An 18,730-nucleotide genomic window follows, 5' to 3' on the forward strand; every position below is an offset into this window, starting at 1 on the left:
ATTCAGCGTCCTAGCGCGACGCTAGGAGAGAGTGGCCCTCGTCTTGGCATCCGGCGATGAAGTCTGGCCCGGAGTCCACCCGGGCGATCTTGCCGCTCTTGAGATCGCCCATGAGAATCTGTTGGCAATATTGAGCGAGGTCGGTGGCGGGGTCCAATTGCACATGGTGCTGTTGAACCTGTTCATCGATGGCCTGTCTGCCTTGGCCGTAGGAGGGGGAGCCGGGATCAGCGGATACCGCGGGCGCGAACAAGAATGCGGCGGCACCAACCACCGCCGCCAGCGTGACTCCGCGCTTCGTACTCACAAACGTCATCCTACCTTCATGTCAGCCGCGTCACAGCCTCGTGGTTTTGCCGCGTATGCGGTGGTGCCTAAAAGGTCCACGAGCCGGAGGATTGAAGAACGAACCCGCGGTTCAGGATTGGGTCGATACATGCGGTCAACCTGTCGGCGCCCACCAAGCATGTGGTGTTTGCGGCGGTGAGCTTCTGGCCGACGTTGAGCACTGGCGCGGTGATGACGGGGCAGGTGCCTTGGTAGAAGCCGTAGGGACCCAGATCGGAGTGAAGGGAGCTTGCCACGCCGACCCTTTCGCAGCCGTCTTGTCCGCGGGGAGCGCTTTCGGGCAGGCCGGGCAGCGGCCCGGTGCATTCGGCGCTGATGTGATCTGCTGGTCCGTTGGCCAGCGAGCCCCATCCACACTGCAGTCCATCCGGGGTTGCGAAAAACACTCCACCGCCACCGCGACCGAACTGCAGTGTGTACGCCACGAGATCCACCGATTGAAAGGCGTTGAGGTCAGGAAATTTTGGAGGTGCGGCCTTCGCAACAACATGCCCGGCGTGGCAAGAACCCAGCCCGAGAACCGCGAAGATCCCGCTCGATATCGCGATGGCCATCCTCAGAAACAACGTTGGGCCGCCTTGTGGTCAGTGTTGGACAGTGAAGGTGGTTGTCCACGTGTTGGGGTCGTAAAAACTCGGATTGGTAGGGTTGAACGGCCAAGTGCTTACCCGCATTTGGATTGTCTCAAGCCCCGTCACCGGATCCAGCGTCGTACCCGTGACGGTCGGTCCATACACGCTCGGCATGGCTCCCTGGGTGACCAGAGGAACCGGTTGCGCGGTCAAGAGGCCTTGAGGGGTGGCTGCCGTTATCCCTTGCACTGCTTCGCCGTTGCTAGCGCCGACAAGCATGAAACCACCGCCTTTGAGGGCGACCAATTGGCTTTCGCGATCTCCTGGGAGGCCGACATTTCCGACGTGCTGCAGCGAATTGACCCAGCCGTTGGGATTGGCCGGGTCGATGGGTCCAGATACCCACATGCCGCGGGTGAGATCACCGGTGCGGTTACTGGTGTTGCCGACGATCACCATGCGTCCGGTGGCTGGGTCGAAAGCGCCGCTGGCCTGGTATATGCCCGGCAGCTCACCGACTTTCACTGGATGATTGGGGTCGGTGTAGTCCCAGACCGACCCGTTGGTCGCGAACTGGTTAACGCCCGGCTGGATCGTGCCGTCGGGGTTGCTGAAGAACGCGTAACGGCGGCCATCGGGCCCGAGTGCGGTTCCTGTCGGCAGGGGGCGGGTGCCTGGGGGGCCTTGCGCCAGTTGGGAGGCTGGGCTGCGGGGCAGGCCGTCGCGGGGATCGCCGCCGAAGGTGGGACCTTGGCCGTCTGGAAACTGGTCTTGCAGGTCATAAGTGTTTTGTTCGTGTTGGGGTTGGCCTGCCGGACCGGTGATCCTGGGATCGTTGGTCGGAAGGCCATCCCCCTCACCGAGGTCTGCGGGCTTGAAATCGGTAGTGAGGATGGCGTCCTGTGGGGTAAGGTTTCCGTTCGCTTGCACCTGGTGCAGCGAGTTCGCGTAGGTGTTGCGAATCGAATTCATCTGGTTGAGGGCCGTCTTGGTATCACGGATGGCGTCGTCTTCGCGTCCGGTGATGAACTCGTTCAGCGCTTGTCGATCGGCGGCGGTGAGGGCGGGGTCTTTTTCCATCTCGATCGCTTGGCCGATCATGCTGTCGAGGATCTGCAGCTGATTCTCAAGCGCGGCGATCTCTGCGGCGCCAGCCTTTTGAGCCTCGGCCAACGCCGCGGCGATGCTCTCCAGATCGACTCCGATCTTGGGTAACTGCAGCGACTGCGCGCCAAGCAACTTCGTGACGCGCTGCACCTCGGCTGAGTCGTTGATGGGGTGCTCGCCGTTCTCCCGATTCCACGCCGCCTCGAAACGGCGACGAGCTTCATCAAAGGCCTTGCTGGACTCCGCCGTACAGACGCCTGCGGCGTGAAACGCCTCGGCAAGATCAGAGATCTGGGCCGGACGGCCAGCTTGCAGGCTTCGATTGATTGCCCATGGATCGCCACCGGCTTCGCCGACTAGCAGCGGGACGCTTATATACCGGAGCTGCACCGCACAACCCGAAGTCCCGCGGCTTTGCGCAACATCGCCCACCTCCCCTGCTGGTCCCCTGCTGGTCGTAGCCTACTGCCGTGGGGTTGCTCCCAATTTGGATTTGGACTTCGCGCATCGCTCGCGTCAGCTGATGCTCAGTTTTTCGCCGTCCTGCCGGATCGGGCAGGTGGCCCGACAAGCCGCTCAAGACAGAGGGCAGCGATCAGCCGATCCCGATTCCGCAAGACCTCGCGCTCCCACTTTCCGCTTCGGGCAGAATGCTGCATGCCAGCGCACGCCCGACCCTCGACACGTACGGGCACATGGCCAGATGCCGATGAGTCCACCCGCTCAGCAATCGGTGCTGTGATCGCGAAGCGGATGGACCCAATCGGAACTACTACGGACGGGCTGCGGACGCAATGACGAAATCAGGAGCGGTTACGCAGGTGGTAGCCCGTAGTCGAGTTACACGTCGTAGTACAGCGCGAACTCGTAGGGGTGCGGACGGATCTGCACCGGCAGAATCTCGTTCTCGCGCTTGAAGCTGATCCACGTCTCGATCAGGTCAGGCGTGAAAACGCCGCCCTCCGTGAGGTATTCGTGGTCTTCCTCGAGCCGGTCGATCACCGCGGACAGCTGGGTGGGTGCCTGCGGAATGTTCGCAGCCTCTTCGGGCGGGAGCTCGTAGAGGTCCTTGTCGACCGGCGCTTGCGGCTCGATCTTGTTCTTGATGCCGTCCAGGCCGGCCATCAGCATGGCCGCGAACGCCAGGTATGGGTTGCCCGACGAGTCGGGGCAACGGAACTCGAGCCGCTTGGCCTTCGGGTTGCTGCCGGTGATCGGGATACGCACACAGGCCGACCGGTTGCGCTGGCTGTACACCAGGTTGATCGGGGCCTCGTAGCCGGGGACCAGACGCTTGTAGGAGTTGACCGTCGGGTTGGTGAACGCCAGCAGCGACGGCGCGTGGTGTAGCAGGCCGCCGATGTAGTGGCGGGCGGTGTCCGACAGTCCCGCGTAGCCGGTCTCGTCGTACATCAACGGGCTGCCGTCTTTCCACAGCGACTGGTGCGTGTGCATACCGGAACCGTTGTCGCCGAACAGCGGCTTGGGCATGAAGGTGACGGTCTTGCCGTGCTGCCACGCGGTGTTCTTGACGATGTACTTGTACAGCTGCATGTCGTCGGCCGCGTGCAACAGGGTGTTGAACTTGTAGTTGATCTCGGCCTGGCCGCCGGTGCCCACCTCGTGGTGACCCTTCTCCAGGCTGAAGCCGGCCTTGATCAGGTTGGACAGCATCTTGTCGCGCAGGTCGACGTAGTGGTCGACCGGGGCGACCGGGAAGTAGCCACCCTTGGGGCGGACCTTGTAGCCACGGTTGCGGGTGCCGTCGTCCTCGGTGGGCTCGCCGGTGTTCCACCACCCGGAGATGGCGTCCACTTCGTAGAACGAGCCGTTGGTGCGCGAGTCGAAGGTGACCGAGTCGAAGATGTAGAACTCGGCTTCGGCGCCGAAGTACGCGGTGTCGGCGACGCCGGTGCTGATCAGGTAGTTCTCGGCCTTCCGCGCGACGTTGCGCGGGTCGCGCGAGTACGCCTCCAATGTGAAGGGGTCGTGCACGAAGAAGTTGAGGTTCAGCGTCTTGGCTTCACGGAAAAGGTCGATCTGCGCGGTCGCGGGGTCCGGCAGGAGCAGCATGTCCGACTCGTGGATGGACTGGAATCCGCGAATAGACGAACCATCGAAGGCCAACCCGTCTTCGAAAATGCTCTCGTCGAAGAACGAAATCGGAATCGTGAAGTGCTGCATGATGCCGGGCAGGTCACAGAACCGCACGTCGACAAACTCGACGTTCTCGTCCTTAGCGAGCTTGAAGACGTCGTCGGGCGTCTTTTCCGTCACTGAATGCTCCTTTGCTATGTAATCCGCGGCCTGACGCTATGGAGATGATGTTGCCCGCACGTCAACCTCGTGTTGCGCGGAGGTTACGTGACCACGCGTCTCACATTCAAAGTGGAGCACCGGCGGGTTCTATTGTGAGGCCCATGGATCGCAAGATCGTATCCGGTCTGTGCCGGGGGCGCACCAGAGCATCCCGGCTTTCGCGCGGGATCTGCTGATGGCCGAATCGCGTCCGGCATACCCGGGGGAGACGCTCGGCCTGCCGAAAACCGGGTCGGGTTCGCTGGCGTCAATGGGGCGCCGGCTGGCTGCGCTGATGATTGACTGGCTGATCGCCTATGGGCTCGCCGCACTGGGCCTGGCGATCGGCATCGTCTCCGAGCGGATGCTGTCGAGCGCGGTGCTGGTGATTTGGTTCGTGCTCGGCGTGGTGGCGCTGCGGCTGTTCGGTTTCACGCCCGGCCAGCTGGCGCTCGGGCTGCGGGTGACGGCGTTGGACGAACGGCTGGGGCTGGGCCGGGTGGCGCTGCGCGGTTTGCTGGTCGCGTTGGTGATCCCGGCGCTGTTCACCGATTGGGACGGTCGCGGCATTCAGGACCGGGTGACGAATACCGCCGTGGTGCGGCGGTAGCGTGCAACGACTTATTTGCGGACTTATTTGCGCCGCACGGTGCGCTGCACCCCGCGCATCTTGCCGGCGTTGGGCAGCGGACCCTTGGGCATCATGGCCGCTCCGGCCCGCGACCCCAGCGCGGCCAGCCGCGACTCCAGGACGTCCATCGCTTTGACGCTGATGTTGGCTGGCAGCTTCGTCAGGTGTCGCTCCAATTTGGAAAGCGGCACCTCGCCGTCGCCGTTACCGACGACGATGTCATAGATCGGCACATCGCCGACCAGTCGTGCGGTGCGCTTCTTCTCTTGTGCCAGAAGCGGTTTGACACGCCCCGGTGACCCCTCGCCGACCAAAATGACCCCGGGTCGGCCGATCACCCGGTGCACGGCGTCAAAGTGACCGGTGGCCGCGACACCGGGATTGACCCGCCACTTACCCCGCAAGTTGTCCAGCACCCAGGCCGCGGCGCCGGTCTGCCCCTCGGCCTGGCGGTAGATCGACTTCTGTGCCCGGCGCCCGAAGATGATGAACGCCACCAACAAGCCCAGCACCACGCCCAGCGGAATCAGGGTGAACATGGTGAACCCGCCGGCGAGCACCCCCGCCGTCGTTGCGATCGCGACGATCAAGACGAACGCCCCGATCATGTAGGGGAGCAGGCGCTTGTCCTGTTTACGCTGGACGTTGAATGCCTGCCAGAGCTGGGCGCGGCGCTCCTTGGCCGCGGCCTTGCGGGCGGCGGCCGCTTCGGCGCGGGCGGCCTTGTTCTCGGCGGCGGTACGGGATTTAGCCATAATCACCAAGGATACGTAGCCGCCGGTCGCCGGCGCCTTCGAGTCACCTCAGGGCGTCTGGCGCGCGACGGCTCATGGCCTGCGCGTACAGCCGGCCCGCCCGGTACGACGAGCGGACCAACGGGCCGGCCAGCACGCCCGCGAAGCCCAGCTCTTCGGCGTAGCGCGCGAACTGGTCGAACTCCTCCGGTTTCACCCAGCGCTGTACCGGGTGATGCCGTGCCGACGGCCGCAGGTATTGGGTGATGGTGACGATGTCGCAGCCCGCGTCCTGCAGGTCGGCCAGTGCGGTGCGGACCTCGTCAGGGGTTTCGCCGAGCCCGAGAATCAAGTTGCTCTTGGTGACCAGTCCGACCTGACGCGCCGCGGTGAGTACGCCAAGGCTGCGCCGGTAACTGAACGCGGGTCGGATCCGCTTGAAGATACGCGGCACCGTTTCGACGTTGTGCGCCAACACTTCCGGGCGTGATTCGAAAACTTCGGCCAGGCGTGCGGGCTCGCCGTTGAAATCGGGTACCAACAGCTCGACGCCCGTCGACGGGTTGAGTTCTTTGATGGCCCGCACCGTCTCGGCGTACAGCCAGGCGCCGCCGTCGGGCAGGTCGTCCCGGGCGACGCCGGTGACAGTGGCGTAGCGCAGTCCCATCGTCTGCACGCTTTCGGCGACTCGTCGCGGCTCGTCGCGGTCCAATTCGGCCGGCTTACCGGTGTCGATCTGGCAGAAATCGCAGCGACGGGTGCACTGATCGCCACCGATCAGAAAGGTCGCTTCGCGGTCCTCCCAGCATTCGAAGATGTTGGGGCAGCCGGCCTCTTCGCAGACGGTGTGCAGACCCTCGCGCCGAACCAGGCTCTTGAGCTGGGTGTACTCCGGTCCCATCCGGACCCGGGTCTTGATCCACGGCGGTTTGCGCTCGATCGGGGTTTGCGCGTTGCGCACTTCCAGCCGCAGCAGTTTGCGGCCTTCGGGAGCAACAGTCACGGTGTCGATGCTACGCGGGCGGCATCGTGGATTCCCACCGGTAAGTCGTGGGCTTGCACCGGTAAGACACCGTCGAGAGCGTCGCACACGGCCTGCGCAACGGCGCCGCGGATCTCGGCGACGGCGACCGTCCGTTCGAGTTCCGCCGACAGCGACGTCACCCCGGCGTCGGCGATGCCGCAGGGGACGATGGGGGTGAAGGCGCCCAAGTCGCAGTCGCAATTGATCGCGAAGCCGTGCAGCGTCGTCGCCCGCGACACCCGCACGCCGATCGCGGCGACCTTGCGGGCGGGCCGTCCGGGCACCCACACTCCGGAGCGACCCTCGACCCGACCGGCGTTCAGGCCTAGGTCGCCGCACACCTTGATCAACGACTCCTCAAGGCGTCGAACATAATTCACCACATCGAGAGGTTCCGCCAGCCCGATGATCGGGTACCCGACCAACTGGCCGGGTCCGTGCCAGGTGATCTTGCCGCCCCGGTCGGTGTCGATGACCGGCGTCCCGTCCGCCGGGCGCTCGTGCGGCTCGGTGCGCCGTCCGGCCGTGTAGACGGTCGGGTGCTCGAGCAGCAGCAGCGTGTCGGGACCGCCGTCGGCCCTGACGTCGACCAAATCGCGCTGCAGCTGCCAGGCGGTTCGGTAGTCGACCATGCCTAGCTGGCGGACGTCGATCGCGCCGGTCTGCGCCCGGATTGAAGTCATGGCCGAGAGATTACTCCGGTGTTGTCGTGTCCGGTTCGGCTGACTTTCGCCGTGGTGGCAGCAACCCGACGGCATGTCTGCGGGGCCGGTTAGTCGTGATCGCGACGGGCGGTGGCATACCCCAGCGCCTCGCCAATCGTGTTGTGGTGGAACTGGAAACCGGCGCGCTCCAGAGCCGACGGGATGGCGCGCTGACCAATCAGCAGACCCTCGTCGGCGAACTCGCCGAGTGCGGCTCGCACGGCGAACGCGGGCAACACCATCGGTGTGGGACGGTTGACCGCACTGCCGAAGGCGGTGGTGAACTCGGCGTTGGTGACGGGTGCCGGCCCGGTCAGGTTCACCGGGCCGGACAGCGACGGCTGCGAGATCGCGAACAGCAGGGCCCGCACCTCGTCCTCCAAGCTGATCCACGACATGTACTGGCGGCCGCTCCCCAGCCGGGCGCCCAGCCCTAGCGTGAACAGTGGGCGCATCCGGCGCAGCGCCCCACCCGCCGCGCCCAGCACCAGGCCGGTGCGAGCCAGCACCACGCGCACACCGCAGTCCTGGGCCGGCAACGTCGCGGCTTCCCAGTCCTCGCACAGCTGGGCCAGGAAACCCGTTCCGGCGCGGTCATTTTCGTCGACCACACGGTCTTTGGTGTCGCCGTAGAACCCGACCGCACTGGCATTGATCAGGGTCTCGACACCGGCATCGGCGACCGCCGTCGCCAGCACCTCGGTGGGCGTGATGCGACTGTCCCGCAGGCTCTGCTTGAATGCACCCGACCACCGGCGCTGCCCGACGTTGACGCCGCACAGGTTGACAACCGCGTCGACTTCGGTGAGCGCGTCCGGATCGAAGTCACCGCTCTCCGGATTCCAGTGCAGCTCATCGGGATTCGCGGGCGTTCGGCGGACGATGCGCAGCACGCGGTGGTCCGCGGCGCGCAGCGCCGCAGCCAAGGCGGAACCGATCAGGCCGGACGAACCCGCGATCGCGATGACGGGCTTGGCCAATTCAGCAAGCCTTTCTAGAGCCCCAGATCGGCCTCGAACGCTCCCTCTTCAAGCCGGTGCTTGATCGTGGTGAGGAATCGTCCGGCATCTGCTCCGTCGATCAGCCGATGGTCGTAGGTCAGGGGCAGGTAGCACACCGAGCGCACACCGATCGATTCGTTACCGAATTCGTCGACGATGACCCGCGGCCGCTTCACGATGGCGCCGGTGCCCAACATGGCCGCCTGCGGCGGAACCAGGATCGGGGTGTCGAAGAGGGCGCCCTGGCTGCCGATGTTGGTGATGGTGAACGTGCCGCCGGACAACTCGTCGGGCTTCAGGTTGCCCGAACGAGCGCGCTCGGCGATGTCGGCGATCGCGCGGGCCAGGCCCGCCAGCGACAAATCGCCGGCGTTGTGGATCACGGGGGAGAGCAGGCCCTGGTCGGTGTCGACCGCGAAACCGAGGTGCTCGGCGTCGTAGTAGGTGATCTCCTTGCTGTCCTCGTTGTAGCTGGCGTTGACGTTCGGATGTGCCTTCAGCGCATCGATCACCGCCTTGGCGATGAATGGCAAGTAGGTCAGGTTAACCCCCTCGCGCTCGGCGAATGAGGTCTTGGCCCGCGCCCGCAACCCCACGATCCGGGTCATGTCGACCTCGTGCGTCTGGGTCAGCTGCGCGGTGGCCTGCAGCGACTCGCGTGTCTTCTTCGCGGTGAGCTGGCGGATCCGGCTGGCCTTCTGCGTGGTGCCGCGCAGGTGGGCTAGCGCGGGGCTCGAGGTCGGCGCCGGCGCGGCAGCCGGAGCCGCCGGCGCGGCGGCCGGCGCGACCGGGGCGGCGGGCGCCGGTTGGGCCTGTTGCTTCTGCTGCGCGGCGGCCAGCACGTCTTGCTTGCGGATGCGGCCACCGACACCGGTGCCCTTTACCTGGGCCAGGTCGATGTTGTGTTCGCTGGCCAGTTTTCGCACCAGCGGGGTGACGTACGGAGTGCCGTCACTGGGCGCCGGCTCTGACGCCTGGGCCGCCGGCTGGGCCGCGGGGGGCTGGGGGACGGGCGCCGGCTGGGGTTTGGCGGCGGGCGCAGGCGCGGCTTCGGCCCGGGGCTGCGGTGCGGGTTCCGGCTTGGGTTGCGGAGTCGGCTCGGGCTTGGATTCCGGCTCGGGCTCGGGCTTGGGGGTGGGGGCGGGCTTGGGGGTGGGGGAAGGCTCGGCAGCGGCCGGGGCGGCCGACGCGCTACCGATCCGGGCCAGCTCGCCACCGACCTGCACGGTGGCGTCCTCGTCGGCGGTGATGCTGAGCAGCACGCCGGCGACCGGAGATGGAATCTCGGTGTCCACCTTGTCGGTCGACACCTCGACCAGCGCCTCGTCGACCTGAACCGAATCACCGACCTTCTTCAGCCAGCGGGTGACGGTCCCCTCCGTGACGGACTCGCCGAGTTCCGGCATCAGCACCGGGGTCGCCTCGGAGCTCGAGCCGCCGCCCGGGCTCTGGGACGCCGGCGCCGGCTCGGGCTCCGGCGCTGCCGCGGGCTCAGGTTCGGGTTCCGGGGCGGGTGCGGCGTCGGCCGCCGGTTGGCGCGGCGGCGCGGCGGATGCGCCGTCTTCGGAGGCGTCGCCGATGAGGGCCAGCTCGCCGCCGACCTCGACGGTGTCGTCCTCCTGCGCGATGATCTTGGTCAGCACACCTGCGGCGGGCGCCGGAATTTCGGTATCGACCTTGTCGGTGGAAACCTCGACCAGTGGTTCGTCGAGTTCGACCGTGTCGCCTTCCTGCTTGAGCCAGCGGGTCACCGTCCCCTCGGTGACGCTCTCACCGAGTGCCGGCATCTGGACGGAGAAGGCCATCTCTTCTGACTCCTCGAATACTCGTGGGTCGGCGCAGGTCGACATCTGACTTACCACACCGCGATGTACTGGAAGTTGACGTCAAAACTATCCTGTCATTGCCGCTGGGTCGGCCCGCAGTCAGGGCTGGCCCGGCTTGCTACGGTGAGCCTCGATGCCGGCAACACGAGCACCACAGCAATTCGTCGACAGTGCGGACGGCGTGCGTATCGCGGTCTACGAAGAGGGCAACCCCGACGGACCCACCGTCGTGCTGGTCCACGGCTTCCCCGACTCGCACGTGCTGTGGGACGGCGTCGTCCCACAGTTGGCCGAGCGGTTTCGGATCATCCGGTACGACAACCGCGGGGTGGGCCGATCGGCGGCACCCAAACCGGTGTCGGCGTACACGATGGCTCGGTTCGCCGACGACTTCGCGGCGGTGACAGGGGAACTCAGCCCGGGGCGGCCGGTGCACGTGCTGGCCCACGACTGGGGGTCGGTGGGCATCTGGGAATACCTGAAACGGCCCGACGCCGTTGATCGGATCGCCACGTTCACGTCGGTGTCCGGCCCGAGCCAGGAGCAACTGGTCGACTACATCTTCAGCGGCCTGCGCCAACCGTGGCGCCCGCGCAGATTCGCCCGCTCGCTCAGCCAGGCGCTGCGACTGACATACATGGTGTGCTTCTCGGTCCCGGTGTTGGCGCCGCTGCTGTTGCGGGCCGCGTTCTCGGTGCCGGCGGTGCGGCGCAATGTCGTCGACAACCTTCCCGCCGAGCAAATTCACCACTCCGCCGACTTCGCCAGGGATGCGGCTCAATCGGTAAAAACCTACCCCGCCAACTACTTTCGTTCGTTTTCGATCCGTGGCCGAGATATCGGCCTGGTCGAGGTGCCGGTGCAGCTCATCGTCAACACCCGCGACAAGTACGTCCGGCCCTACGGATACGACGTGACCGCGCGCTGGGTGCCGCGGCTGTGGCGGCGCGACATCCGGGCCGGGCATTTCTCGCCGATGTCACACCCGCAGGTGATGGCGGCCGCGGTGCACGACATCGCGGATTGGGCCGACGGCAAACAACCCAGCCGTGCCTTGTTGCGCGCGCAGGTGGGCCGCCCCCGTGGCGCCTTCGGCGACACTCTGGTGTCGGTGACCGGCGCCGGTAGCGGCATCGGCCGGGCCACCGCCGTGGCGTTCGCCGGCCAGGGAGCCGAGCTGATCGTCAGCGACATCGACGAAGCCGCCGTCAAACAGACCGCGGCCGAGATCGCCGCACGCGGCGGGGTGGCGCACAGCTACGTGCTGGACGTCTCCGATGCCGACGCCGTCGAGGCGTTCGCCGAGCGGGTGAGCGACGAACACGGCGTGCCCGACATCGTGGTCAACAACGCGGGCATCGGGCAGGCCGGCGCGTTTTTGCACACCCCGGCCGACCAGTTCGACCGGGTCCTGGACGTCAACCTCGGCGGCGTGGTGAACGGCTGCCGGGCCTTCGGGCGGCGGTTGGTTGCGCGCGGCACGGGCGGACACATCGTCAACGTTTCGTCGATGGCGGCGTACGCCCCACTGCAGTCGTTGAGCGCCTACTGCACCTCCAAGGCGGCGACCTACATGTTCTCCGACTGCCTGCGGGCCGAACTCGACGCCGCCGACGTCGGCCTGACCACCATCTGCCCCGGGCTGATCGATACGAACATCATCCACACCACCCGGTTCGACGCGCCGGTAGGCAGGTCGGACACCCACGTCGACGGCCGGCGCGGTCAGCTCCGCCGCATGTTCGCGCTGCGGCGCTACGGACCGGAGAAAGTCGCCGCCGCGATCTTGTCGTCGGTGCAGAAGAAGAAGCCGATTCGGCCGGTAGCGCCGGAAGCGTATGCGCTGTACGGGCTTTCGCGGTTATTGCCGCAAGCGTTGCGCAGCACCGCGCGATTCCGGATCATCTAGACGGGCTTAGGCCGTCGGTGCCCGATCCCGTTGCAACAGCAGCGCTCCCGCGATACCGACCAGTCCGATCAGCGTCAACGGGATCGTCCAGGCGCGCCGACTACCGAGCGACGATTCGCACTGCGCCACGTAGTCGGTGTGCGGAACGATTTGGTTGACGATCGGGATGTTCGCCACGCTCTTGTCGTTGGCGTTGCGCGCCGCCGTCAGGTCGGAGACGGCGCCGTTGCCGCAGGAAACGGAGTTGCCGTTGCCGTCCGAGACCTTCACCGGCACCAAAAGCCCGATCACGCCCACTAGTAAGAGCACGGCGGCCAGGCCAAGTATCACCCGTCGCACCGTCATATTTCGCCTCCTGTCGAGTACCGGTCGAAGGGGAGACTAGCCAGCCGAACAGCTGGCTAAACGGTGAACTTGTCGGCATCGGTCCAGGCCGGCGCGCTTGGCCCGCGCCGAGCGGGGTAACCCGCTGCCAGGCACGCCGAGCGAAAGGATTCCGATGACATCCAAGGAGCAGATGGCCACCAGTCGCGAGGTGCGGGCCTCGCGCCAGCAGGTTTGGGACACGATAGCCGATGGATGGACCTACACCCAGTGGGTGGTCGGCAACAGCCGCACCCGCGCGGTCGACTCACACTGGCCGCAGCCGGGGTCCGTAATCCGGCACTCGGTCGGGGTGTGGCCGTTGGTGATCAACGACAAAACCGTGGTCGAAAGCTGTACTCCCGGTGCGGAGCTCGTTCTGCGAGCACACGGCAGGCCCTTCGGGGTCGCCCGAATAACGCTGCGGCTCACCGATACTCCGGGCGGATGCCGAATCGACATGATCGAGGTCCCGGCCGAAGGCCCGATGAAGATCATCCCCGACCGGCTGGCCCTGGCCGCCGTCTACCCCCGTAACCGGGAATGCCTATTGCGGCTCGCAGCGCTGGCCGAACGGCTTGAGCCGAGCGAGGTCGACTAGTCCGTGGCCGCGCAGACGGTCGACGCGGTCGTCGTCGGCGCCGGCCATCACGGGCTGGTCGCGGCGGCGATGCTCGCCGACGCCGGCTGGGACGTGCTGGTGCTCGAGGCCCAGCCAGAACCGGGCGGCGCGGTGCGTAGCGCGGAACTGACACCCGGTTACGTCACCGACCTGTTCAGCTCGTTCTACCCGATGACGGTGGCATCACCGGCCATGGCGGCACTCGGGCTCGAGGACCACGGCCTACGCTGGTCACGCGCACCGGCCGTGGTCGGCCACGCGCGCAGCGCGAATGATGACGATCCGCCCGTCGTGTACCCCGACCCGGCGCGCACCGCGGCGGAGTTCGACCGCCGCACCGCCGGCGACGGGGAAAACTGGCTGCGCCTGCTGGGGCTGTGGGACAGGGTGAAAAAGCCGCTGCTGGACGCCATCCTGGCGCCGTTTCCGCCGGTGCGGCCGCTGCTGACGTTGTTGCACAAGCTCGGGACATCGGAGGCGTTGCGACTGGCGAACCTGTTGGTGCAGCCAGCGGCCGCCATGGCAGAACAGCTTTTCGACGGCGACGCGCCGCGAGTTTTGCTGCTGGGCAACGCTTTACACGCCGACATTCCGTTGGACGCCCCGGGCAGCGGGGTGATGGGCCTGTTGATGACAATGCTCGCCCAGGACCGCGGCTGGCCGGTGCCGGTTGGCGGATCGGGCCAATTGACGGCGGCGTTGGTCCGGCGTGCTCGTTCGGCGGGAGCGCGAATCGAGTGCGACCAGAACGTATGTCGCGTTAACGTGCGTGGCGGACGGGCAACCGGGGTGAACACCACCGACGGCCGGACGGTCAATGCCCGCCGCGCGGTGCTGGCCGATGTGACGGCGCCGCGGTTGTTCTGCGACATGCTGCCGGCCGATGCCGTCCCGGCGGGACTGCGCCGCGACCTCACCCATTTCGTATGGGATCCACCCGTGGTGAAGGTCAACTATGCGCTCGACGCCCCGATTCCGTGGCATGCCAAGGCGTTACGTGACGTGGGGACTGTTCATCTGGGCGCCGACGGGCCCGGCCTGATCCGCTGGATGGCCGATATCAACACCCGCGCGGTGCCGACGCATCCCTTCATGCTGCTGGGCCAGACCAGCATCGCCGACCCGACCCGATCACCGTCTGGCACCGAAAGTGTCTGGGCCTACACGCATTTGCCGCGCCACGTGCACGACGACGCGTCTGCCGAGCGGCTGGCCGAGTCGATGGATCGGGTGATCGAAGCGCACGCACCGGGCTTTGCCTCGCACGTCGTCGGACGCCACCTGCAACGGCCGTCCGACCTGGAGGCCCACGATGCCAACCTGCACCACGGGGCGCTCAACGGCGGGACCGCGCAACTGCAGCAGATGCTGATCTTTCGTCCGGCGCCCGGGATGGGCCGGGCCGAAACCCCGATCGAGCGGCTGTATCTGGCCAGCGCGTCGGCCACCCCGGGCGGCTCCGTGCACGGCGCGTGTGGACGCAACGCGGCCAACGCCGCCCTGGCCGCCGACGGTGTGACCGGCTGGCCGCGCCGCAATCTGCGCCGTGCGGTGTTCTCGCTGCTGACCGGCACGCGCTGAGCGGCTGTTACTAGCCCTTTTCGCAGATGTCTTCCAGCACCGCGAACATGGTGCGAGTCGGCACACCGGTGGACCCCTTCGGCGAGTACCCCCACGCGCTGCCGGTGTTGAAGGCCGGCCCGGCCACGTCGATGTGCACCCAACTGAGCCCGTCGGCGACGAACTCGCGCAGAAAGACCCCGGCGACCAGCATGCCCGCGAAACGCTGCCCGCTGATGTTCGACAGGTCGGCCACCGTGGACTTCAGGTCGTCCTTGAGGTCGTCGGGCAACGGCATCGGCCAGCCGTTCTCGCCCACCGCCTGCGAGATCGCCGCGACCCGGTCGCGGAAGTCGTCGCTGCCCATCACCCCAGGGATGCGCGCACCCAGCGCCACGGTCTGGGCGCCGGTCAGGGTGGAGGTCTCGATCAGATAGTCCGGGTTGTCCTCGCAGGCGCGCACGATGGCATCGGCGAGGATAAGCCTGCCTTCCGCGTCGGTGTTCTGCACCTCGACGGTGATCCCACCGTATTGGGTCAGCACGTCACCGGGACGCTGGGCCGTCGCCGAGGGCATGTTCTCGACCATCGGCACGGTGGCGATCACGTCGATCGGAAGTTCCAGCTGTGCGGCCAGCGCGACGGTCGCGATCACCGCGGCAGCACCGCCCATGTCCGAGGTCATGTGGTGCATTCCCGCCGCCGGCTTGATCGAGATGCCGCCGGTGTCGAACGTGACACCTTTACCGACCAGGGCGACCTTCTTGGCGTCTTTACGCTTCTTGGCCAGCTTCGACCCGTGGTGGGTCAGTCGCACCAGGCGAGGCGGACGCGACGAGCCCTGGCCGACACCGATGACCCCGCCGTAACCGGCCTTCTGCAGCGCTTTCTCGTCGAGCACCTCCACCTCGAGACCCACTGACTCACCCAAAGCTCTTGCTCGCCTGGCGAATTCGGCGGGATACAGCGCGTTGGGCGGGGTGTTGACGAAGTCTCGGGCGGTGGCGACCGCAGCCGCGACGGCCGCGCCGTGCGCGCTCTGCCGCTCGGCGTCCTTGGCCGAGCTTTTCGTGGCCAGCACGGTGATCTCGCGCAGCCCTTGGTCTTTCGGCGCCGTCTTGTCGCTACGGAATTCGGTGAAGCGGTAACTGCCCAGGATCAGACCCTCGACCGCGGCCGACGCGCTGCCGTCGCCGGGCAGTTCGCCCAGTGTGGTGAGCACCGACGCGGTCTTGCCGAGCGAACGCGCCGCCACACCCGCGGCGCGGCGGATGGTGTCGGCCGGCCACGCGTCCTTCGGCTTACCCAGCCCTATGGTGAGCACGCTGGCCACCGGCAGCGAGGCAACAACCAGCCGGTGCACCTGTTCGCTGCCGCCGGTGGCGTCCAGCGCCCGCAGCCCGGCCTCGATCTCGGCGACCGCGTCGGCCGAGACAAACGCCTCGGCCGCGACGACGGTCGCGCCCGGCCGGTCGTCGTCCCCAGTGGAGACGACGGGCACGAGCAACACCGACGCATCGGCGGCGCGTTTAGGCAGCGACGTGGCGACGGTGACGGAAGGGGCCTGGTATCCGGGTTCGGTGCTCACGCGTCCTCACCCTAGTCACCGGCAGCGGGCCTAGCTCGGCAGCGTCCCGGCGTGCAGATCGAACGCGCTGACCGGGGCGTCAAAACCCTTGAGTGTCAACGGGCCCTGGGCGACCGCCGGCCGGTCCGGCAGCGCGTCGCGCAGCTCGACGGTGGCCAGGATCTGTTCTGGCGCCGCCGCAGCCACCAGCCGCGCGGCCAGGTTGACCGGGTTTCCGAAGTAGTCGCCGTTGATCGCCACCACCGTGCCGTAGGCGAGCCCCGCCCGCACTTGCAGCCCTTCCTCGCGGGCCTTCGGGTGCTCGACGAGGTCGATCGCCGCCTGCAGCAACCGGTCCGGCGCCGAGCTCACCCACATCACCTCGTCGCCGATGAACTTCACCACCCGGCCGCCGTCGGCATGCACCACATCGGAGACCGTGCCGGCGAATTCGTTGAGCAGATACGACAGCTGCGCGGGGGTCAGCGCCTGCGTCAACGCGGTGAAACCGGACAGATCGGCGAACCCCACGCCGCACACCACCGCCGCCGAAGTGTCGCGAAGGACGTCCTCGAAGTGCGTCCGAGCGCTGATCAGGTGGTGGCGATGCACGACGTCGATCAGCGCCCCGAGCCGCGGCACGAACTCGGCGACCGCACGATAGGCCTGCGCGGTAGCCAGTTCGTCGCGCGTGTGGGTCATCTGAATGTCCGGTGTCCCGGCGCGGATCATCGTCGACTCGGCCTCGGCGAGCCGGGCCATCGCGACTCCCAACACCCGCAGCAGGCCGTGCGCGCCGTCTTGGCCGACCACAGCTTTGATCGCCAGCCAGGTTTGCAGGGCGTCGACGTCGGCCTGGCTCAACACGGGAACATCGGGACCCGCGGCGGTCAAGCCGAGCAACGCCCAGGCGCGGGCGACCTCCTCGGCGGTCACACCGAGCTGCTGCGCCGCGGCCGCGAACGTGTAGACCGGCCGCCCCGACCACGACAGCACGTCGCCGGGCAGGCCGAACAGCCGGCCACGGCGTTCCGCGTCGACCATCTCCTCGGTTGAAAAGCCCAGCTCGTCCAGATACTTGATCAGATCGGCCCGCGCGTGCGCGTTGGCCACCCCGGCGGCCTCAAGCGCATCGAAGTCCAGGGAATCGGACATCCACCCAAGTCTGCCAGGCGCACGCGCTCGGTAGAACTGCTCGCTTCTCCTCCCGCCGCGGACCGGCGGGCATCGTCGCGAGCGGGGTGGGATCGCTCGCTCCTCCTCCCGCCGCGGACCGGCGGGCATCGTCGCGAGCTAGGGTGGACCGTCGTGAGCGATGCATCCGAGTCGATCAAGGGACCGCTGGAAGACCGCCATCGCCAGCTGGGCGCCAGTTTCGCCGAGTTCGGCGGCTGGCTGATGCCGGTGTCCTACGCGGGCACCGTCAGTGAGCACAACGCGACGCGAAATGCCGTGGGGCTGTTCGATGTCAGCCACCTCGGCAAGGCGCTGGTCCGCGGGCCCGGCGCAGCCCAATTCGTGAACTCGGCACTGACCAACGACCTGGGCCGGATCGGTCCGGGCAAGGCTCAATACACGCTGTGCTGCACCGAATCCGGTGGCGTCATCGACGACCTGATCGCCTACTACGTCGCCGACGACGAGATCTTCCTGGTGCCCAATGCGGCCAATACCGCTGCGGTGGTCGAGGCGCTGCAAGCCTCGGCGCCGGACGGGGTGACGATCACCAACGAGCACCGCTCCTACGCGGTGCTGGCCGTGCAGGGGCCGCGGTCCTCGGCGGTGCTCGGCGAGCTCGGGCTGCCGACCGAGATGGACTACATGGCCTACGCCGACGCGTCGTTCGGGGGGGTGCCGGTGCGGGTCTGCCGGACCGGATACACCGGCGAACACGGCTATGAACTGCTACCGCCCTGGGACTCCGCGGGCGTGGTGTTCGACGCGCTGGTGACGGCGGTGTCCACCGCGGGCGGCGAGCCGGCCGGCCTCGGCGCCCGCGACACCCTGCGCACCGAGATGGGTTATCCACTGCACGGTCACGAGCTCTCGCTGGACATCTCGCCGCTGCAGGCACGTTGCGGCTGGGCGATCGGATGGAACAAGGAAGCCTTCTTCGGCCGCGACGCGCTGCTGGCTGAGAAGTCGGCCGGACCGCGGCGGTTGCTGCGCGGGCTGCGGATGGTGGGGCGTGGGGTGTTGCGGCCCGGGCTGACGGTCTTGGCCGCCGACAAACCCGTCGGGATCACTACCTCCGGAACCTTCTCGCCGACGCTGCAGGCCGGCATCGCGCTGGCGCTGATCGACACCGACGCGGGGATCGAGGACGGTCAGCAAATCACGGTCGACGTGCGCGGCCGGTCCGTCGACTGTGCAGTGGTGCGCCCGCCATTCGTCGAGCTGAAAACCCGTTAGCGCGCCACGATTCACGCGGGAAAAACCCATTGGCACGCGCATATAGAATCGG

At 67.1% G+C, this 18,730-nt stretch carries 17 protein-coding genes; 5 read left to right on the forward strand and 12 right to left on the reverse strand.

Going from position 1 to position 18,730, the window contains the following annotated elements:
* Positions 1 to 10: 10 nt before the first annotated feature.
* The 4 genes from G6N33_RS22680 to glnA form a co-directional block, all read right to left on the reverse strand.
* Complete coding sequence (locus G6N33_RS22680; RefSeq protein WP_081662311.1) at positions 11 to 307, reverse strand: hypothetical protein; 297 nt, start codon at positions 305 to 307, stop codon at positions 11 to 13.
* 67 nt (positions 308 to 374) lie between these two features.
* Positions 375 to 773, reverse strand: coding sequence for a hypothetical protein (locus tag G6N33_RS22685; RefSeq protein WP_231382422.1), 399 nt, complete (start codon positions 771 to 773; stop codon positions 375 to 377).
* 159 nt (positions 774 to 932) lie between these two features.
* The gene (locus G6N33_RS22690) at positions 933 to 2,417 is read right to left on the reverse strand and encodes a putative alpha/beta hydrolase (RefSeq protein ID WP_044506612.1); all 1,485 of its coding nucleotides are present in this window, start codon (positions 2,415 to 2,417) and stop codon (positions 933 to 935) included.
* Positions 2,418 to 2,867: 450 nt separating this feature from the next.
* Complete coding sequence (gene glnA, locus G6N33_RS22695) at positions 2,868 to 4,304, reverse strand: type I glutamate--ammonia ligase (protein ID WP_044506611.1); 1,437 nt, start codon at positions 4,302 to 4,304, stop codon at positions 2,868 to 2,870.
* A gap of 214 nt (positions 4,305 to 4,518) precedes the next feature.
* On the opposite strand from glnA, the gene G6N33_RS22700 reads away from it, so the two are divergent.
* Positions 4,519 to 4,935, forward strand: coding sequence for an RDD family protein (locus G6N33_RS22700; protein ID WP_101528660.1), 417 nt, complete (start codon positions 4,519 to 4,521; stop codon positions 4,933 to 4,935).
* 23 nt (positions 4,936 to 4,958) lie between these two features.
* Here the strand turns inward: G6N33_RS22700 and G6N33_RS22705 are convergent, their stop codons facing one another.
* The 5 genes from G6N33_RS22705 to sucB form a co-directional block, all read right to left on the reverse strand.
* Complete coding sequence (locus G6N33_RS22705) at positions 4,959 to 5,711, reverse strand: DUF4191 domain-containing protein (RefSeq protein WP_044506608.1); 753 nt, start codon at positions 5,709 to 5,711, stop codon at positions 4,959 to 4,961.
* 43 nt (positions 5,712 to 5,754) lie between these two features.
* On the reverse strand, positions 5,755 to 6,693 hold the full coding sequence (gene lipA, locus G6N33_RS22710; protein ID WP_044506605.1) for a lipoyl synthase: 939 nt from the start codon (positions 6,691 to 6,693) through the stop codon (positions 5,755 to 5,757).
* Entirely contained in the window at positions 6,690 to 7,397 is a 708-nt protein-coding gene (gene lipB / locus G6N33_RS22715) for a lipoyl(octanoyl) transferase LipB (protein ID WP_044506604.1), read from the reverse strand. Before lipB ends, lipA begins: the two co-directional genes overlap by 4 nt.
* Positions 7,398 to 7,486: 89 nt before the next feature.
* Complete coding sequence (locus tag G6N33_RS22720; protein ID WP_044506602.1) at positions 7,487 to 8,398, reverse strand: TIGR01777 family oxidoreductase; 912 nt, start codon at positions 8,396 to 8,398, stop codon at positions 7,487 to 7,489.
* 14 nt (positions 8,399 to 8,412) lie between these two features.
* Positions 8,413 to 10,224 (reverse strand): 2-oxoglutarate dehydrogenase, E2 component, dihydrolipoamide succinyltransferase, encoded by a 1,812-nt coding sequence (sucB, locus tag G6N33_RS22725; RefSeq protein WP_163771807.1) that lies wholly within the window; start codon positions 10,222 to 10,224, stop codon positions 8,413 to 8,415.
* A 154-nt stretch (positions 10,225 to 10,378) separates the two neighbouring features.
* Here sucB and G6N33_RS22730 point away from each other — a divergent pair, with 154 nt between their 5' ends.
* Positions 10,379 to 12,154: an SDR family oxidoreductase gene (locus G6N33_RS22730; protein WP_044506599.1), complete on the forward strand. Its 1,776-nt coding sequence runs from the start codon at positions 10,379 to 10,381 to the stop codon at positions 12,152 to 12,154.
* Positions 12,155 to 12,160: 6 nt separating this feature from the next.
* On the opposite strand, the gene G6N33_RS22735 is transcribed toward G6N33_RS22730, so the two are convergent.
* Positions 12,161 to 12,499, reverse strand: coding sequence for a hypothetical protein (locus tag G6N33_RS22735; protein ID WP_044506597.1), 339 nt, complete (start codon positions 12,497 to 12,499; stop codon positions 12,161 to 12,163).
* Positions 12,500 to 12,653: 154 nt separating this feature from the next.
* Between G6N33_RS22735 and G6N33_RS22740 the strand changes: the two genes are divergently transcribed.
* Together G6N33_RS22740 and G6N33_RS22745 are read left to right on the forward strand one after the other, a co-directional pair.
* Positions 12,654 to 13,118, forward strand: a complete 465-nt coding sequence (locus G6N33_RS22740) for an SRPBCC family protein (RefSeq protein ID WP_044506595.1) — start codon at positions 12,654 to 12,656, stop codon at positions 13,116 to 13,118.
* Positions 13,119 to 13,187: 69 nt separating this feature from the next.
* The gene (locus G6N33_RS22745) at positions 13,188 to 14,720 is read left to right on the forward strand and encodes a phytoene desaturase family protein (RefSeq protein WP_231382654.1); all 1,533 of its coding nucleotides are present in this window, start codon (positions 13,188 to 13,190) and stop codon (positions 14,718 to 14,720) included.
* A 10-nt stretch (positions 14,721 to 14,730) separates the two neighbouring features.
* On the opposite strand, the gene G6N33_RS22750 is transcribed toward G6N33_RS22745, so the two are convergent.
* Together G6N33_RS22750 and G6N33_RS22755 are read right to left on the reverse strand one after the other, a co-directional pair.
* Positions 14,731 to 16,287, reverse strand: coding sequence for a leucyl aminopeptidase (locus G6N33_RS22750; protein ID WP_044506592.1), 1,557 nt, complete (start codon positions 16,285 to 16,287; stop codon positions 14,731 to 14,733).
* A gap of 30 nt (positions 16,288 to 16,317) precedes the next feature.
* Complete coding sequence (locus G6N33_RS22755; RefSeq protein ID WP_044506590.1) at positions 16,318 to 17,421, reverse strand: adenylate/guanylate cyclase domain-containing protein; 1,104 nt, start codon at positions 17,419 to 17,421, stop codon at positions 16,318 to 16,320.
* Positions 17,422 to 17,574: 153 nt separating this feature from the next.
* Here G6N33_RS22755 and gcvT point away from each other — a divergent pair, with 153 nt between their 5' ends.
* On the forward strand, positions 17,575 to 18,678 hold the full coding sequence (gcvT, locus tag G6N33_RS22760) for a glycine cleavage system aminomethyltransferase GcvT (RefSeq protein WP_044506589.1): 1,104 nt from the start codon (positions 17,575 to 17,577) through the stop codon (positions 18,676 to 18,678).
* Positions 18,679 to 18,730 lie beyond the last annotated feature (52 nt).

Origin of the sequence: Mycobacterium simiae (assembly GCF_010727605.1) — a bacterium.
Classification (GTDB): Bacteria; Actinomycetota; Actinomycetes; order Mycobacteriales; family Mycobacteriaceae; genus Mycobacterium; species Mycobacterium simiae.

What these genes read in the sequence shown, in the direction of transcription:
- G6N33_RS22735 (WP_044506597.1), bottom strand. Translation starts at nt 12,499, where the DNA reads ATGACGGTGCGACGGGTGATACTTGGCCTGGCCGCCGTGCTCTTACTA.
- G6N33_RS22730 (WP_044506599.1), top strand. Translation starts at nt 10,379, where the DNA reads ATGCCGGCAACACGAGCACCACAGCAATTCGTCGACAGTGCGGACGGC.
- G6N33_RS22755 (WP_044506590.1), bottom strand. Translation starts at nt 17,421, where the DNA reads ATGTCCGATTCCCTGGACTTCGATGCGCTTGAGGCCGCCGGGGTGGCC.
- lipB (WP_044506604.1), bottom strand. Translation starts at nt 7,397, where the DNA reads ATGACTTCAATCCGGGCGCAGACCGGCGCGATCGACGTCCGCCAGCTA.
- G6N33_RS22740 (WP_044506595.1), top strand. Translation starts at nt 12,654, where the DNA reads ATGACATCCAAGGAGCAGATGGCCACCAGTCGCGAGGTGCGGGCCTCG.
- sucB (WP_163771807.1), bottom strand. Translation starts at nt 10,224, where the DNA reads ATGGCCTTCTCCGTCCAGATGCCGGCACTCGGTGAGAGCGTCACCGAG.
- G6N33_RS22745 (WP_231382654.1), top strand. Translation starts at nt 13,188, where the DNA reads ATGCTCGCCGACGCCGGCTGGGACGTGCTGGTGCTCGAGGCCCAGCCA.
- G6N33_RS22705 (WP_044506608.1), bottom strand. Translation starts at nt 5,711, where the DNA reads ATGGCTAAATCCCGTACCGCCGCCGAGAACAAGGCCGCCCGCGCCGAA.